Origin of the sequence: Rhizobium lentis (genome assembly GCF_014200175.1) — a bacterium.
Taxonomy (GTDB): domain Bacteria; phylum Pseudomonadota; class Alphaproteobacteria; order Rhizobiales; family Rhizobiaceae; genus Rhizobium; species Rhizobium mulingense.
The window spans coordinates 123,210-140,237 of sequence record NZ_JACHBD010000008.1; the positions used below are offsets into that span (position 1 = coordinate 123,210).

At 61.6% G+C, this 17,028-nt stretch carries 11 protein-coding genes; 1 reads left to right on the forward strand and 10 read right to left on the reverse strand.

What is annotated here, in order from left to right; all coding sequences use genetic code 11:
• The first annotated feature begins 54 nt into the window (after positions 1 to 54).
• Positions 55 to 453 carry a VOC family protein gene (locus tag GGI60_RS19500; RefSeq protein WP_183917897.1) on the forward strand — a complete coding sequence of 133 codons (399 nt, stop codon included), beginning with the start codon at positions 55 to 57 and terminating at the stop codon, positions 451 to 453.
• Positions 454 to 471: 18 nt separating this feature from the next.
• Here GGI60_RS19500 and GGI60_RS19505 read toward each other — a convergent pair whose 3' ends face one another.
• The 10 genes from GGI60_RS19505 to GGI60_RS19550 all read right to left on the reverse strand — a co-directional run bounded on the left by GGI60_RS19505 (position 472) and on the right by GGI60_RS19550 (position 17,008).
• Positions 472 to 960, reverse strand: a complete 489-nt coding sequence (locus GGI60_RS19505; RefSeq protein WP_038691313.1) for a MaoC family dehydratase — start codon at positions 958 to 960, stop codon at positions 472 to 474.
• A 92-nt stretch (positions 961 to 1,052) separates the two neighbouring features.
• Positions 1,053 to 3,032: a glycogen debranching protein GlgX gene (gene glgX, locus GGI60_RS19510; RefSeq protein ID WP_183917899.1), complete on the reverse strand. Its 1,980-nt coding sequence runs from the start codon at positions 3,030 to 3,032 to the stop codon at positions 1,053 to 1,055.
• Positions 3,033 to 3,044: 12 nt separating this feature from the next.
• Positions 3,045 to 4,676 carry an alpha-D-glucose phosphate-specific phosphoglucomutase gene (locus GGI60_RS19515; RefSeq protein ID WP_183917900.1) on the reverse strand — a complete coding sequence of 544 codons (1,632 nt, stop codon included), beginning with the start codon at positions 4,674 to 4,676 and terminating at the stop codon, positions 3,045 to 3,047.
• A 6-nt stretch (positions 4,677 to 4,682) separates the two neighbouring features.
• Positions 4,683 to 6,125, reverse strand: a complete 1,443-nt coding sequence (glgA, locus tag GGI60_RS19520) for a glycogen synthase GlgA (RefSeq protein WP_183917902.1) — start codon at positions 6,123 to 6,125, stop codon at positions 4,683 to 4,685.
• A gap of 3 nt (positions 6,126 to 6,128) precedes the next feature.
• On the reverse strand, positions 6,129 to 7,391 hold the full coding sequence (gene glgC, locus GGI60_RS19525; RefSeq protein ID WP_183917905.1) for a glucose-1-phosphate adenylyltransferase: 1,263 nt from the start codon (positions 7,389 to 7,391) through the stop codon (positions 6,129 to 6,131).
• A gap of 18 nt (positions 7,392 to 7,409) precedes the next feature.
• Positions 7,410 to 9,617, reverse strand: a complete 2,208-nt coding sequence (glgB, locus tag GGI60_RS19530) for a 1,4-alpha-glucan branching protein GlgB (protein ID WP_183917907.1) — start codon at positions 9,615 to 9,617, stop codon at positions 7,410 to 7,412.
• On the reverse strand, positions 9,614 to 12,076 hold the full coding sequence (locus GGI60_RS19535) for a glycogen/starch/alpha-glucan phosphorylase (protein ID WP_183917909.1): 2,463 nt from the start codon (positions 12,074 to 12,076) through the stop codon (positions 9,614 to 9,616). Before GGI60_RS19535 ends, glgB begins: the two co-directional genes overlap by 4 nt.
• Positions 12,077 to 12,351: 275 nt before the next feature.
• On the reverse strand, positions 12,352 to 13,587 hold the full coding sequence (locus tag GGI60_RS19540) for a pilus assembly protein (RefSeq protein WP_183917911.1): 1,236 nt from the start codon (positions 13,585 to 13,587) through the stop codon (positions 12,352 to 12,354).
• 119 nt (positions 13,588 to 13,706) lie between these two features.
• Complete coding sequence (locus GGI60_RS19545) at positions 13,707 to 14,594, reverse strand: transglutaminase family protein (protein ID WP_183917913.1); 888 nt, start codon at positions 14,592 to 14,594, stop codon at positions 13,707 to 13,709.
• Complete coding sequence (locus tag GGI60_RS19550) at positions 14,591 to 17,008, reverse strand: circularly permuted type 2 ATP-grasp protein (RefSeq protein ID WP_183917915.1); 2,418 nt, start codon at positions 17,006 to 17,008, stop codon at positions 14,591 to 14,593. The genes GGI60_RS19545 and GGI60_RS19550 overlap by 4 nt, the downstream gene beginning before the upstream one ends.
• Between the last annotated feature and the right edge of the window lie 20 nt (positions 17,009 to 17,028).

A 17,028-nucleotide genomic window follows, 5' to 3' on the forward strand; every position in this document is an offset into this window, starting at 1 on the left:
CGCGCGGCGCTGTAACAATCTGCCCGCATAGGCACTTGGTCGAGGGATGGACGAATGCTGCATCATGCTTCCCTCGGCGTTTCCGATATCGAGTGGTCGGCGGCATTTTACGATGCCGCTCTTGGCGCGCTCGGTTATGTCAGGGTCTGGGATGACATCGGGCCGGGCCAGATAGGGCAGGCGGTCGGATACGGCCCTCCCGGCGGCGGGGACAAGCTAGCGATCAAACATCGGCCGGATTGCCAGCGCCCGGCAGGCCCTGGTTTTCATCTGGCTTTTGCTGCGCCGCACCGTCAGGCGGTCGATCAGTTTCATGCGGCGGCGATCACGCATGGCGGCCGTGACAACGGTGGTCCAGGCCTGCGACTCCATTACGACGAATACTATTATGCTGCGTTCGTGATAGATCCGGACGGGCACGCAATCGAAGCCGTCTTCAATTCGGCTGTATGAACAATAGTGCCGTTTTACTTAGACGTCCTCGGGACGATCCTTCGGGTCGAACTGGATGATGGTGATCCATTTTGCCGTCAGGGCCGGCTTCTTCTCGTTTTCGATCTCGATCGTAACGTCGTAGGTGGTCATCAGCATGCCGCCGCCGCGGAAGCGGGCGTCTGAGAGCAGGAAGCGGCCGCGCACGCGGGCGCCGCTTTTGACCGGTGTCATGAAGCGGACGCGGTCGAAGCCATAATTGATGCCCATGGTCTGCTCTCGCACTTTCGGCAGGCAGTTGTAATTCATCGCCGAGAGCAGAGACAATGTCAGGAAGCCATGAGCGATGGTGCCGCCGAAGGGGCTTTCGGCGGCGGCGCGCTCAGGATCGACGTGAATGAACTGATGGTCATCCGTTGCCCCCGCAAAGGCATCGATCATCGTCTGGTCGACGGTGATCCAATCCGAAAGGCCCGTTTCCATGCCGATCAATCCCCGCACGTCGGAGAGTGAAATTTCCGTGCCCATGCATTTCCCCGTCAGATAAGCCCGCCGCGCCAAAGCCTTATCGTGCATTTATGACGATTGCGATAAGGATTTGCGCCAATGGGAGGCGCCGGTCATTTTTCTATGAAAAAGCCGACGGAGCGTGGCTCGACGGTAACTCGGGCACCGGTCTTCTTCGCGCCTGCCGGCGTCAATTGACGCCAGGAAGCTTCGCCTTCCGCCGGAAGCGTAAAGAGCTCGCGGCTTTCGGAGCGATTGAAGAGCACGGCAAGCCGGGTGCGTTGGCCTCTTGAGGCCCGGTCGCCGGTTGCCAGCAGCATGCCGAGCGTGTGGAGCGACGGCGTCTCCCATTCGGCGACCGTCATCGGTTCGCCCGAAACCGAGATCCATTCGACGTCGCCATTTCCCGACAGGAAATCCGTTTCGGAAAAGACGGTGAAGCGGCGGCGCAGCCCGGCGACGAAGGCGGTATGGGCGATGAGGTCCTCATCCAATGTCTTCCAGTCGAGCCAGGTGATCTCGTTGTCCTGGCAATAGGCATTGTTGTTGCCGCGCTGGCTGCGTCCGCCTTCGTCGCCGGCCGTCAGCATGATGCTGCCGCGGGTGGCAAAGAGCGTTGATATCAGCGCCATCACATCGTTTTTTCGGCGCTTGCGGATCGAGGGGTAGAGTGTTTCGCCTTCGACGCCATTGTTCCACGAGTGGTTTTCATTATGGCCGTCGCGATTGTGCTCGCCATTGGCGTCGTTATGCTTTCCGGCATAGGAGACGAGGTCGATCAGCGTGAAGCCGTCATGGGCGGCAAGGAAATTGACGCTGCGCGTCCCTTTGCCGTCATTGCGGGCGAAGATGTCGGAAGAGCCGGCAAGGGCTGTCGCCAGCGCGCCGGTTTTCCATTGATCGCCGCGCCAATAGCAGCGCAAATCATCGCGAACCCGGTCGTTCCATTCGAGGAAGGGCGGCGGGAAGTTGCCGAGTTGGTAACCGCCCGGGCCGATATCCCAGGGTTCGGCGATCATGATCCGGTCGGCAAGCACGGTGTCGGCCAGAATCGCGGCAAGTGTTCCGCCATCGCGTTCGAAGCCGGCCGCGGTTCGGCCGAGCACCGGGGCGAGGTCGAAGCGAAAACCGTCGACGCCCGAATTGAGCACGAAATGGCGCAGGCTGTCGATGACGAGACGGCGAACTTCGGGATGGTCGCAGGCAAGCGTGTTGCCGGTTCCCGTATCGTTGACCAGTTCGCCCGGGCAATTCTGGACATGGCGGAAATAGTGCAGGTTGTCGAGGCCGCGCAGCGACAGCGTCGTGCCGTAACGATCGCTCTCGCCGGTATGGTTGAAGACGAGGTCGAGGATGACGGCGATGCCCTCGGCATGCAGGGCGGCAACGGTCTCGCGCAGCTCCGCCATGCCGCCCGGGGCGAGCCGCGGATCGAGCGCCATGAAGGCGACAGGATTGTAGCCCCAGCCGTTGGTGAGGCCGAGCGGCGGCAGGTGGCGTTCGTCGATCCAGGCGGTGATCGGCATCAGTTCGACGGCATCGACCCCGATCCGCTTCAGGTGGGCGATGACGGAGGGATGGGCAAGGGCGGAGATCGTGCCGCGCTGGTGCTCCGGTATGTCGGGATGAAGAATGGTGAAGGGCCGCACCGCCACTTCGTAGATGAAGCCGCCCGGTTTGAAGAGTGGCTTGGCGACGGCGGCGCGCGTATCGGTGGTGACGATCGCCTTCGGCATCAGATCCTGGCTGTCTTCGCCGTAGACGCCGAGGCGGGGATCGTAGCGAAACGGCCGGTCGATCTCCTTGGCGTAGGGGTCGATCAGCAATTTCGACGGATCGAACCAGAGGCCGTTGTCCGGCGCGTAGATACCGTCGGCACGATAGCCATAACACGCGCCTGCCTTCAGCCCGTCGACAAACAGACGATGGATGTGGTTGCCGTCGCGTGCCATCGGCAGGCGCGCGAATTCTCTATTGCCGTCATTGTCGAACAGGCAGAGCTCGACCTGCGCGGCATGATGCGACCAGACGGCAAATTCGACGCCGGTGTCGAAGACGATCGCGCCGACCTGCGCCGCATTGTTCCCGCGCATGTTTCCCCCGGATCAGGTGATCACGGTTGGCGCGTCGCGTCCCGTGCGTTCCCGAATGCTGGCAACGCTGTCGGCTGCTGCGATGAGATCGGCGAGCGCTTCCTGCGTTTCGAAGTTGTGGCGAGTGGAATCCGGCTCGTAGCGCTCGATATAGACACGCAAGGTTGCGCCAGACGTGCCGGTGCCGGAGAGACGGAAGACGACGCGGGAGCCGCCTTCGAAGAGGACGCGGATGCCCTGGTGCTCGCTCACCGATTTGTCGATCGGATCGTGATAGGCAAAATCGTCGGCTTTCTCGACCTTCAGGCTGCCGAAACTCTTGCCGGGCAGCGTGGAAAGCTGGCTGCGGAGACTGTCCATCAGCCCGTTCGCCGCATCGATGTCGAGGCCTTCGTAATCGTGGCGCGAATAATAGTTGCGGCCGTAGGTCTGCCAGTGCTGGGTGACGACATCGGCGACGCTCTCGCCGCGCACGGCAAGAATATTCAGCCAGAGCAGCACCGCCCAGAGGCCATCCTTTTCGCGGACGTGGCTGGATCCGGTGCCGGAGCTTTCCTCGCCGCAGATCGTCGCCATGCCGGCGTCGAGCAGGTTGCCGAAGAACTTCCAGCCGGTCGGCGTCTCATACATGCCGATGCCGCGTTTTTCGGCGACGCGGTCGGCAGCCCCCGAGGTCGGCATCGAGCGGGCGATGCCGGCGAGGCCGCCGGAGTAACCGGGAGCGAGATTGGCGTTGGCGGCAAGAATCGCCAGGCTGTCGGAGGGAGTGACGAAGATGCCGCGGCCGATGATCAGATTGCGGTCGCCGTCGCCATCGGAAGCGGCGCCGAAATCAGGCGCGTCCTCGCCCATCATCTCATCGAAGAGTTCCTTGCAGTGAACTGGGTTCGGATCCGGATGATGACCGCCGAAATCGGGCAGCGGCATGAAGTTGCGCACGGATCCCGAGGGAGCGCCGAGACGATTTTCAAAGATTTCCTTGGCATAGGGGCCGGTGACCGCACTCATCCCATCGAAGGCGATGCGGAAGCCGAGGCTGATCAGATTGCGGATGGCGCCGAAATCGAACAGCTCTTCCATCAGCGCGGCATAGTCCTCGACCGGGTCGATGACGGAGAGGATCATGCCGCCGGGAAGTTCGTCCTTGCCGATGCGATCCAGATTGACGTCGGCGAAATCGGCGATCTTGTAGCTGTCGATCGTCTTGGAGCGGGCATAGATCGCGTCGGTGATCTTTTCCGGAGCCGGACCGCCATTGTTGATGTTGTACTTGATGCCGAAATCTTCGGTCGGGCCGCCGGGATTGTGGCTGGCAGACAGAATGATGCCGCCGAAAGCCTTGTATTTGCGGATGATGTGGGACGCGGCCGGCGTCGACAGAATGCCGCCCTTGCCGACCATCACCTTGCCGAAGCCGTTGGCGGCGGCCATCTTGACCGCCTTCTGGATGACTTCGCGATTGTAATAGCGTCCGTCGCCGCCGATGACGAGGCACTTGCCATGGTAGCCTTCCAGCGAATCGAAGATCGACTGGATGAAGTTCTCCGCATAATTCGCCTGTTGGAAGACCGGAACCTTCTTGCGCAGGCCGGATGTGCCGGGCTTCTGGTCCAGGTAGGGCGTGGTGGGTACGGACTTGATCATTTTAGGTCACATGCCTTTCGAGACGAGGCTTGAATAGAGGGCAGCGTAGCGTTCGGCGCTCTTCTCCCAGGAGACATCCGATTTCATGCCCTGCTTTTGCAATTGGGTCCAGAGTTTTCGGTCCGCGTAAAAATGCATTGCACGGCGGATTGCCTGCAGCATGCCCGTTTCCGTCACGGATGAGAATTGTATGCCGGTTGCCACTTTCGCCGCAAGTGCGGCGTGATTGGCATCGATCACCGTGTCATTCAGCCCGCCGGTACGGGCGACGATCGGCACGCAGCCATAGCGCAGAGCATACAGCTGGGTCAGGCCGCAAGGCTCGAAGCGCGAGGGGATGATGATCGCGTCGCAGCCGGCCTGCATCAGATGCGACATCGGCTCGTTATAGCCGATCGAGACGCCGATGCGGCCGGGATGACGGCTGGCGGAAGCAAGCAGCGCGCCTTCGAGAGCGGCTTCGCCGGAACCGAGCACGACGAGCTTGCCACCCATGCCGACGATCTCGTCGGCGACATTGGCGACGATATCCATGCCCTTCTGCCAGGTGAGACGGCTGATAACGCAGAAGATCGGGGCATCGTCATTGTCGAGATGGAAGAACTCGGCGATCGAGCGGCGGTTCTCGTCGCGGTTCCTCAGTGTCGTCGGGCCGTAATGGGTGTGGACGACGGGATCGGTTGCCGGATTCCAGATATCGGTGTCGATGCCGTTGACGATGCCGTGCAGATTGTCGATGCGGGCGGCAATCACGCCTTCGAGCCCCATGCCGAATTCCGGCGTCAGGATCTCATCGGCATAGGTGGGGCTGACAGTGGTGATCGCATGGGCGGTTTGCAGGCCGCCTTTCAGAAAGCCGGTCGTGCCGTAATATTCGACGCCGTCGATGGCGAAGGCATGATCGGGCAGGCGCAGGCCTGAAAAGATCTCGGAGCCGAACTGGCCCTGGAAGGCGATGTTGTGGATCGTCAGCACGCTCGGAAGTTCCGGCGTCGGATAATAGTGCATGTAGACGGATGTCAGTGCTGCTTGCCAATCATGCGTGTGGACCAGATCCGGCCGCCAGCCGGGCAGCAGACCGGCGGCGATCTCGGAGGCGGCGAGCGACAGAGCGGCGAAACGGCGCCAATTGTCGGGATGGTCCTTGCCGAGCGGATCGAGATAGGGGCCGCCCGGCCTGTCGTAGTAGGCCGGGGCATGGAGGACGAGAAGATCGAGGCCCTCGTGCTGGACCTCGAGCACGGTCGCCTTTTCTCCGAGCAGGTCCGCGAATTCGAGCCTGACAACCGGGTCGCGAATGACCTTCATGACGGCGGGATAGCCGGGCAGGAGAGTCTTGGTTTCGACCCCGAAGGCGTTGAGAGCAATCGGCAGGGCGCCGGACACATCCGCCAGGCCCCCTGTCTTGATCAAAGGGAAGACTTCGGACGAAACCGAAAGAACTTTCATACGTCAGATATCCAGCTTGTCGATCATCGGCTGCGTGATCAGGCAAATGCCGCTTTCCGTCCGCCGGAAGCGCTTGGCGTCGAGTTCGGCATCCTCGCCGACAACAAGACCTTCCGGAATGACGACGCCGTGGTCGATCACCACATTCTTGAGCTGCGCGCGCCGTCCGATCTTCACATTCGGCAGGATGACCGCCCCTTCCAGCTTGGAGAAGGAATTGGCCCTGACACCGGTGAAGAGCAGGCTCTTATTGAGGCTGGCGCCAGAGATGATGCAGTCGCCCGACACGACGGATGATGTGGCCGAGCCGCGGCGATCCTCGTCATCATGGACGAATTTCGCCGGCGGGGTGATCTCGGCATAGGTCCAGATCGGCCAGGACTTGTCGTAGATATCGAGCTCCGGAACGATCGCGGTCAGGTCGATATTGGCCTGCCAATAAGCGTCGATCGTGCCGACGTCGCGCCAATAGGGCTCGTGCTCGAAATCCGATCGGACGCAGGACTTGGCGAAGCGATGGGCGACCGCCTTACCATTCTTGACGATATAGGGAATGATGTCCTTGCCGAAGTCGCGGCTCGAGGTCGGATCAGCGGCGTCGCGGCGCAGCGCATCGAGCAGGAACTTTGTGTGGAAGACGTAGATACCCATCGAGGCCAGCGCGAAATCGGGCTTGTCGGGAATGGGCGGCGGATCGGCCGGCTTCTCGACGAAGGCAATGATCTCGTCCTTGTCGTTGACATGCATGACGCCGAAGCCGGTCGCTTCCATGCGCGGCACTTCCAGGCAACCGATGGTGACGTCGGCGCCGGAATCGACGTGCTGCTGCAGCATCCATTCATAGTCCATCTTGTAGACGTGGTCGCCGGCGAGAATGACCATGTATTCGACACCATAATCCTCGATGATGTCGATGTTCTGGTAGACGGCGTCGGCGGTGCCTTCATACCACTGCGTTTCCGAAACGCGCTGGCTGGCCGGCAGGATGTCGAAGCTCTCGTTGCGCTCAGGGCGGAAGAAGTTCCAGCCGCGCTGCATGTGGCGGATCAGCGAATGCGCCTTGTATTGCGTGGCGACGCCGATGCGGCGGATGCCTGAATTCAGCGCGTTCGACAGAGCGAAATCGATGATGCGGGCCTTGCCGCCGAAATAGACGGCGGGTTTGGCACGCCGATCGGTGAGTTCCTTGAGACGGCTCCCCCTGCCGCCTGCCAGAACATAGGCCATTGCATCGCGGGCAAGTGGCTGAATACGCTTTTCTACCATTTTCTCCTCCCACCAGTCTTAATTTTCAGGTTCAAGCATAATTGTCGCCAAGGGCGGCAGGGTGATCGAGCAGGTGATGTTGCCGCCGGCATCGACGGCCTGCACGCGCCCGCCATTGCCCTTGCCGCTGCCGCCGTAGATGTCGGCATCGGTATTCAGAATCTCCCGCCACCGGCCCGCCAGGGGCAGGCGGATCGAATAATTCTCGCGATAGACGGGCGTGAAATTGGTGATCACGGCAATCGGCTTCTGGCCCGGCGCCTTGCGCAGCCAGGCAAAGACGGAATTCTGGTGGTCGTCGGCGACCAGCCATTCGAAGCCGTCGCCCTCGCAGTCACGCTCATGCAGCGCCGGTTTGCTGCGATAGGTGAAGTTGAGATCGCGCACCAAGCGCCGCATGCCTTCGTGCATCCGATACTGCAGCAGGTTCCAGTCGAGCGACTTCGCCTCGCTCCATTCGCTCCACTGGGCGAATTCCTGTCCCATGAACAACAGCTTCTTGCCGGGATAGCCCCACATATAAGCGTAATAAGCGCGGAGATTGGCGAATTTCTGCCAGTCGTCACCCGGCATCTTGGCGATTAGCGAGCCTTTGCCGTGGACGACCTCGTCATGCGACAGCGGCAGGACGAAATTTTCGGAATAGGCATAGAGCAGACCAAAGGTGAGCTCGTTGTGGTGGTGCCTGCGGTGGATCGGATCGCGTTTCATGTAGCTCAGCGTGTCGTGCATGAAGCCCATGTTCCACTTGAAACCGAAGCCGAGGCCGCCCTCGTGCACGGGCTGCGAGACCTTCGGCCATGAAGTGGATTCCTCGGCGATGGTCATGACATTGGGATGCAGGCCATAGATGCGGACATTGAGGTCCTGCAGAAAGCGGACAGCTTCGAGATTTTCGTTGCCGCCATATTCGTTCGGGATCCATTCGCCGTGTTTGCGCGAATAATCGAGATAGAGCATCGAGGCGACTGCATCGACGCGCAGGCCGTCGAGATGGAACTTCTCCGCCCAATAGAGGGCATTGTTGACGAGATAGGAGACGACCTCGGTGCGGCCGAAATTGTAGATCGCCGTGTTCCAGTCGGGATGAAAGCCCTTGCGCGGGTCTTCGTGCTCATAGAGCGCCGTGCCGTCGAACCAGCCGAGACCATGCTCGTCGGTCGGGAAATGCGCCGGCACCCAGTCGAGGATGACGCCGATGCCGACCTTGTGGCAGCCGTTGACGAAACGGGCAAAGCCCTCCGGCTCGCCGAAGCGGGCGGTCGGCGCGTAGAGGCCGGTCGTCTGGTAACCCCAGGAGGGATCGTAGGGATGCTCGGTGATCGGCAAGAATTCGATATGGGTGAAACCCATGTCGACACAATAGGGAATGAGGCTGGAGGCGAGCTCGTCCCAGGACAGCATGGTGCCGTCCTGCCGGCGCTGCCAGGAGCTGGCATGAACCTCATAGATCGAGATCGGCTGGCGGCGCTTGTCGGTCTCGCGCCAATGCTTCAGATGGGCCTCGTCCTCCCAGACCTGCTCCAGCTCGGCGGCGGCGACCGAGGCGGTCTTCGGCCTGAGCTCGCTGCGCCGGGCGAACGGATCGGCCTTCAGCGGCAGCAATACGCCGTCATGGCCGCGGATCTCGAATTTGTAGGCAACGCCGATCGGCACGTCAGGGGCAAAGATCTCCCAGATGCCGCTGTCGGCTCGCAGCCGCATGACGTGACGGCGACCGTCCCAATTGTTGAAATCGCCGACGACCGAGACGCGCTGCGCATTCGGGGCCCAAACGGCGAAATGGATGCCCTGGGCGCCATCATGCTTGATGAGATGCGCACCCATCTTGTCGAACAGGCGCAGGTGCGAGCCTTCGCGGGCGAAATAATCATCCATCGGCCCGAGCACCGGCCCGAAGCTGTAGGGATCGGTGACGGCCCATTCGGAATCGCCGCGCCGGGCGCGGTAACGCACCGGCTGGAGCTTTGTCAAGGAAACCGGGCCGGCGAAGACGCCGTCGGCATGAAGCTGCTTCAGTTCGCCGATGACGCCGCCGTCGAGCGTCATGGCGGTCACGTCTTCGGCGCCCGGGATGAAACACCTGGCGACGAAGGCGTCGCCGGCCTGGTGGACACCGAGGACGGCAAAGGGATTGGAATGCGAGCCGGCAAGGATCGCCGTGATTTCATCTGCCGAAATTTCCCAGGAAAGCTTTACTTCAGGGATGGTTTTCGGCGTTTTCATCCGGCTCTCCAGATTTCGTCTGCATATTGCCTGATCGTGCGATCGGAAGAGAACCAGCCCATCCGCGCCGTGTTGTTGATCGTCTTGGTGTACCAGTCGGACTGGTTGGTCCAGATCTGGTCGACGTCGCGCTGAGCCTGGGCATAGGCATCGAAATCGGCGGCGACCATGAACCAGTCGTGCGAATAGATGCCGTCGATCAGCGCGGCGTAGCGGTTGCGGTCATCGGGCGAGAAGACGCCGGAGCCGATGGCGGAGAGCGCCTGCGAGAGCTCGCGCGAGCCCTCGATAATGGCGCGGGGATTGTGGCCGTCGCTGCGGACCTTGGCGACCTCATCGGCCCTGAGGCCGAAGATGACGATGTTGTCTTCGCCGACATTGTCGCGCATCTCGACATTGGCGCCGTCGAGTGTGCCGATCGTCAGCGCCCCGTTGAGGCCGAACTTCATGTTGCCGGTGCCGGATGCCTCCATGCCGGCGGTCGAGATCTGCTCGGAGAGATCGGCGGCCGGAACCATGACCTCGGCGAGCGAGACATTGTAGTTCGGCACGAAGACGACCTTCAGCAGGCCGCGCACCGACGGGTCGTTGTTGATGGTGCGGGCGACATCGTTGATCAGCTTAATGATCAGCTTGGCGTTGTAGTAGCTCGGCGCCGCCTTGCCGGCGAAGAGTTTGACGCGCGGTACCCAGTCCAGCTCCGGATGCGAGCGGATCTGGTCGTAGAGGGCGACGGCTTCGATGATGTTCAGCAGTTGGCGCTTATATTCATGGATGCGCTTGATCTGGATATCGAACATCGCCGACGGATCGAGCTTAACGCCCATGCGGCTGGCGACGAGATTGGAGAGCGCCACCTTGTTGGCCCGCTTTATCGCCGCGAACTTCTGCTGGAAGCTCGGATCGGAAGCGTGCGCCTCGAGCGGGCGCAGCTTTTCGGCATCATCCAGGAACTCGTCGCCGATCGCCTCGCGGATCAGGCCGGTGAGGCCGGGATTGCACTGCTGCAGCCAGCGGCGCGGCGTGATGCCGTTGGTCTTGTTGTTAATGCGGTCGGGATAGAGCTTGTGCAGGTCGGCAAAGACCGTGACCTTCATCAGATCGGTGTGCAGCGCCGAGACGCCGTTGATCGAATGCGAGCCGATGAAGGCGAGGTTGCCCATGCGCACGCGGCGGTCGCCGCTCTCTTCGATCAGTGAGATCGAGCGGATTTCGCTGTCGGAAAAGTTCTTGGTCTTGCGGGCATCGAGCAGGATCTTGGCGTTGATCGCATAGACGATCTGCATATGGCGCGGCAGCAGGCGCTCGAACAGCGGTACCGGCCAGCTTTCCAACGCTTCGGGCAGAAGCGTGTGATTGGTATAGGAGAAAGTGTGGCGGGTGATCTCCCAGGCCTGTTCGAAATCCATGCCGTGCACGTCGCAGAGCAGGCGCACGAGTTCGGCGACCGAGACGGCTGGATGGGTGTCGTTCAATTGGATGGCCACCTTGTCCGGCAGCGAGGTGAAATCATCATATTGCTGCAGATGGCGGCGCAGGATGTCCTGCAGCGAGGCAGACGAGAAGAAAAATTCCTGGCGCAGGCGCAACTCCTGGCCGGCCGGCGTTGCGTCGGCCGGATAGAGAACCCGGGTCAGACTTTCGGCCTTGTTGCTTTCGCGAAGCGCGCCGATGTGGTCGCCGGCGTTGAAGGCATCGAGCAGGATCGGATCGATCGGCTGTGCCGACCAGAGGCGCAGCGTGTTGACTCGTTTGCCGCGCCAGCCGACGGCCGGCGTGTCGAAGGCGGCGGCGATCACGCGCTCCGCCGGTTTCCAGACGTAGCGCGGCTGGTCGTCATGGGTGGTGATGAATTCGACGGAACCGCCAAAGCCGATTTCATAGGAGCTCTCGCGACGCTCGAACTCCCAGGGATTGCCGTGGGCGAGCCAGTTTTCGGGCAGTTCCACCTGCCAACCGTCGGCCAGCTGCTGGCGAAAGAGGCCATGGACATAGCGGATACCGTAGCCATAGGCCGGGACGTTGACCGTCGCCATGCTCTCCATGAAGCAGGCGGCGAGACGCCCGAGGCCCCCATTGCCGAGTGCGGCATCCGGCTCTAGCCCGGCAATGACGTTGACATCGACGCCGAGCGAGGCGAGCGCATCGCGCACCTCTTCCATCAGGCCGAGATTCGAGATGGCATCGCGCATCAGGCGGCCGATCAGAAATTCGAGGGAAAGATAATAGACGCGCTTGGCGCCCGTCGCGTAGACCTCGCGGGTGGAGGCCATCCACTTGTCGATGATGCGGTCGCGCACCACCAGGATCGTCGCCGTCAGCCAGTCATGCGGCTTTGCCACCTTGGCGTCCTTGCCGATGCGGTAGGTCAGACGTTCGATGATTTCTTCAGCGAGAATTTCCGGCCTTGAACTGCGGGGAGCGGGAGAAGGGATAACCGGCTTGGAAACGGTATTCATGGTCAGATCTCGCCAATTTTAATTTGGTTTCAGGGTGTTATGCCTGATTTAATCGATTTGTCGCTTGCGCGGACCACAGTTTATGCATCGTTAGGAAGCACTTGCAACAAAGGATTTGGGCAAACGAAAAATTTGCGAAACCTTCATATTCACGGGGTTCGAGCGGATTGATTACAAACGTTTTTCCCGATCGGATGGATGGGTAGCGATCACGAAAAGCCGCGCCGGTTTGTTCCGGCGCGGCTTTTTTGATCGGCTTTCGGCTAGCGGTATCGTCAGTTCGTCAGGCGCGTTACCTGTGCGGAGGCCTTCGCTCCGATCGCCTTGAACGCGGCGAGTAGGTCTTCCATTTTTTCCGCCTGGAAATAGTGGGAGCCGTCTGAGGCGCAATACTGCAGCAGCGCTTGTCCGCCCGAAGGCGCCATGAAGGCGATCGTATAGATCTCGATGCCCTTGGACTTGGCGGTGTCGCATGTCGCCTTCGTCAGCGTGTCATATGAACGGCCGCCGCTGCTGTCGTTGTTATTGTCGCCGTCCGTCATGAAGACGATGTACTTCTTGGGTATCTGGCCGGTCTTCAGCTTGTGGGCGGAGTCTTCGGCGTCGTTCCCTGCGGCATTCTTAGCGATCAACGACGTGTAAGCCGTGTTCATTGCGCCGCTGGAATTCGTGCCGCCATTCGCCTGAAGTGCGTTGACATAGCTGGTTACACCGGTAATTCCCCAGGCGAGATTGCTCGGAGTGTATTGAACGATATCGTAAGATACCGCGCCGGTGCGGACGTATTGGGCGTTGGGATCGGCGCTGTTCAACTGGCTGAAGAGATTGCTCGCCGCGATCTTAAGCGCCTCTATCTTGGTGTAGTAATTTGTGCGGCTGCCGGTGCATTTGTCATAAACCCACTTATTATTCTTGCTGTTGTAGTGGAGGTTGCAGTCGTAGGTGAACGTTTCGGTCGGATCGTCTTCATTGACTGTGGCAGTATTCTCTCCCATTGACCCCGATTTATCGAGTGCGAGGAACATGGAGATCGAGCCTTGGGTCTGTGAGTGACCGCCGACCGTCGTGCCGGAGGTCGAGAGATGCTGTGTCTTGAAGCCGACCGCCTGCATCAACGGATTGACCGTCAGGTCGTAGCTCGGCGAAACCGTCACCTGGTAGGATGTCGAATTTCCCGATGTGTTTGTCTGCACGCTAACGCCCGTCGCGCTTTTAATATCGACGCCGCTTTGCAGATAATTCGCCATTTGCCCCACGACGAAATTCCGCGCGAAGGCTTCGGCCTGAGAGGATTGGATCGTGCCATTCGCCAACGCGGTGGCGGTGGCAAGCGCCGCCGAATCGGCGGCTTCCTGCAGTTGCTGCTTGGAGAGCAACATATCGCCGACATGGACCGCCATGCCGGCAGCGCCGAGAAGAACCGGCGCCAAAACCGCCGTCATGATACCGAAATTACCGCCTCGATCGCTGAACATGCGACGCAGGCAGGGACGCAAAAAGGAGGTGCTCATCATGTTCACCCAACTGGAAACCCTGTCAGGTGATTAACGCATGCTGGTTCTTTACGCCGTCCTTACGGCGTCAAGAGAATTTTAACGAATCGACGGTTTTTTCCAGTTTTGGGATTAGCCTATTTCAGCGGGATCACATCGACCGCTTGCACCGCGCGCTGGCTGCCGTAGCTTTTCAACACGCCGATAACAGGGACGACGTCGGAATAGTCCCGGCCGTAGGCGACGACGATATGGTCCGTGCCGGCTGGAATGTCGTTGGTCGGGTCGAGCTCGATCCAGCCGATCGTCTCGCCGCACCAGATCCTGACCCAGGCATGCATGGCATCAGCCCCTTCCAGCCGTTCCTTGCCGGGCGGCGGAATGGTGCGCAGGAAGCCGGAGACGTAACCTGCCGGAATGCCGAGGCTTCGCAGCGCCAGGATCATGATGTGGGTAAAATCCTGGCAGACGCCGCGCTTCAGCCTGAAAGCCTCAATCGGCGTCGTGTCGACCGTCGTCGCGTCGGGATCGTAGGTGAAATCCTTGTTGATGCGGGTGCAGAGCGCATGAGCGATCTGCATCGCCGTCAGATCGGGCTTGGCGCAGCTTCGTGCATAGTCGGCGATCTCGCGCGTCGGCGTCAGGCGCGGGCTGTCGCCGAGAAAATGGTGCGGCGAATCCGGCGCCAGCGACCAGATGCCTGCTATCTCCTCGGGCAGGTCGGCAAGCAGCGGCGAGAAATCGGCGGCGATCGGCTGGCTTTCGACCTGCACGCGGGCCTGCATGCGAATGTCGAGCGCCTCGTGCGGCGCACGCAGCATGAAGGCGGTGGCGGGGTGTTGAAAGAAATCGAGGAAATGCGACTGCTCGTCCGGCGTCGGCGAAATCGTGATCGAGCCGGCGACCAGGCGTTGTCGGTTGGTCAGCGAAAGCGGCATCAGGCGCATGATGTGGCGGGCGCCGGATGCCGGCACATCGTAGCTGTAACCCATGCGGAGCGAGAGGTCGTAAAGCACTGCCGTCACCCGAGATAGGTCTGGGCGAGCAGGTCGGAAAGCTGCTCCAATTCGCGTTCGAACCGCTGATAGACCTCAGGCCCCATGCCCTCCGGCGTCATCACCGCCAGGCCGGAATGAAGCCGCATCGCCTCGCGGTAGAAGGGCGACATCTGGCCGTTGATCAGGGCATTCGGCAGTTGCTCGACCTCATGGTGGATCTCATTCACCTGGAAGAGGACCGAGCGCGGATTGAGGGGATCGAGTGCCAGCAGGTCGGTGACGGTCAGGCGCGCCGTATTGACGTTGTAGCGACGGCGGTGGGTCATGACGCTGTCGCCGATCTCGAGCAGCATGTCGAGCGCGCCGTCGGGCGCTTCCGGGCCGGACATGTGGCCGAGCAGGCGGGTCATGTGCAGGCCGCGCTCGATATAGCGGCCGAGCGAGAGGAAGCGCCAACCCATGAAGCGGTACATGTTCTCGTGCACGAGGCCGGCAAAACCGGCGAGCTTGCGCAGAAGGATGGTCATCGCGTGGCTGGCGTCGTCGCCGGCAGTGACGGTGACACGGAAACGGCGGGCCGTCTTGGCGAGATCGTTGAGCGCCAGCCAGCCATCAGGCGAAAAACGGTCGCGGATGTTGCTCGCCGAATAAACCGCACTGTCGATGTTGCGCAACAGCGTTTCCGGTACGGCTTCAGCCGTATCGATATCGACGGCAGCGAGATAGGCGGAGACATCGGCGAGCAGCGGCTGGCTCGGATCGGCGGCCTCGGCATAACGCGAGTGCCAGGCGCGCAGGATGCGCAACGCCCCTTCGGCGCGTTCGATGTAACGGCCGAGCCAGAACAGGTTGTCGGCCGCCCGGCTCGGAAGGCTGCCCGGCATGTTGCGGGTGAAGCTGCCTTCGGCCGGCAGCAGCGTGTGACGCTCGACCGGCTTGTCGCTGACGATCCATACATCGGCGGCTGCGCCGCCCGACTGCATGGCAATCGCCGCGACATCGGCGCCGGAGCCGATGCGGGCAAAACCACCTGGCATGATCTGCCAGCCATTGGCGGTGCGGGCGGCGAAGACGCGCAGCGACATCGGCCGCGGCACCAGCTTGCCGTCCACCCAGGCGGGCGTCGTCGAGAGTGTGACGACCTCCTGGCCGACCAGCTTGGGGCCGTCCGAACTCAGCCAATCGGTGATGGAATCCCTGGCGGTCGCCCGCAGCGACGAGCCGAGCACGGATTCGCCGTCGTCGTCGAAGAAGGGCGCTCGGGAATAGGCCGGGCCGATCACCATCTTCTCGATATTCTTGGCGACGTGCTCGCGCTCTTCCTCCTGGCCGCACCACCAGGTCGCAATCGAGGGCAGCCGCAGATCCTGCCCCAACAGACGGCGGCAGATGGTCGGCATGAACGCCAGAAGCGCCCGGGTTTCGAGAATGCCGGTGCCGAGCGCATTGACGATGGTGACGCTTTCGGTGCGCAAGGCTTCGACGAGGCCGGCCGTGCCGATATGCGAATTCTGGTTCAATTCCAGCGGGTCGGCGAAGGCGGAATCGAGACGGCGCCAGAGCACGCCGATCGGCTTCAGGCCGGCGACGGTGCGCACCATGACGCGGCCCTTGACGACGGCGAGATCCTCGCCCTCGAGCAGCATGAAGCCGAGATAGCGGGCAATATAGGCGTGTTCGTAATAGGTCTCGTTGGCCGGGCCGGGCGTCAGCACGGCGATGCGGTCGTCGCCGGAGTGTTTCATGCCCTGCAGCGCATCGCGGAAGGCGCCGAAGAAGGAGGCGAGGCGGTGGACCGGGGTTTCGGCGTAGATATCCGAGAAGGCGCGGGTGGTGGCGACGCGGCTTTCCAGCGCGAAACCGGCGCCCGACGGCGCCTGCGTCCTGTCGGCGAGCACCCACCAATTGCCGTCAGGCCCGCGGCCGATCTCGAAAGCGCAGAAATGCAGATAGTGGCCGGATGCCGGTCTGATGCCGGAGAGCGGGCGCTGGAATTCCGGATTGGCGGCGATCAGCGCCGGCGGCAGGACCCCTTCCTCCACCAGCCGGTTGTCGCCATAGATATCGGCGACGATCGCTTCCAAGAGATCGGCGCGCTGGACCAGGCCCGCCGACAGCGCCTGCCATTCGCGCTCGTCGATAAGCACCGGGATATGCGAGATCGGCCACGCGCGTTCGCCGGTGCCCTTGCTGCCATAGGCGCGGTAGAAGACGCCGGCATCTCTGAGATAGCGGTCGGCGCGGGCGAAACGCTCGGCGAGGTCCTTTTCCGGCATTGCGCCGAGATGCGAGAGGAAACGCTGCCAGACGGGGCGGACGACGCCATTATTGTCGACCATCTCGTCGGCAGTGCCCGGAAGCGGCGCATAGTCGAAGGCCGCATCCTTGCCGATGCGAACCTCTGCCTCACCCTTGCGCTCCGCTGCGGGCCTTTTACCCATCAAATCTCACATCCCAACCT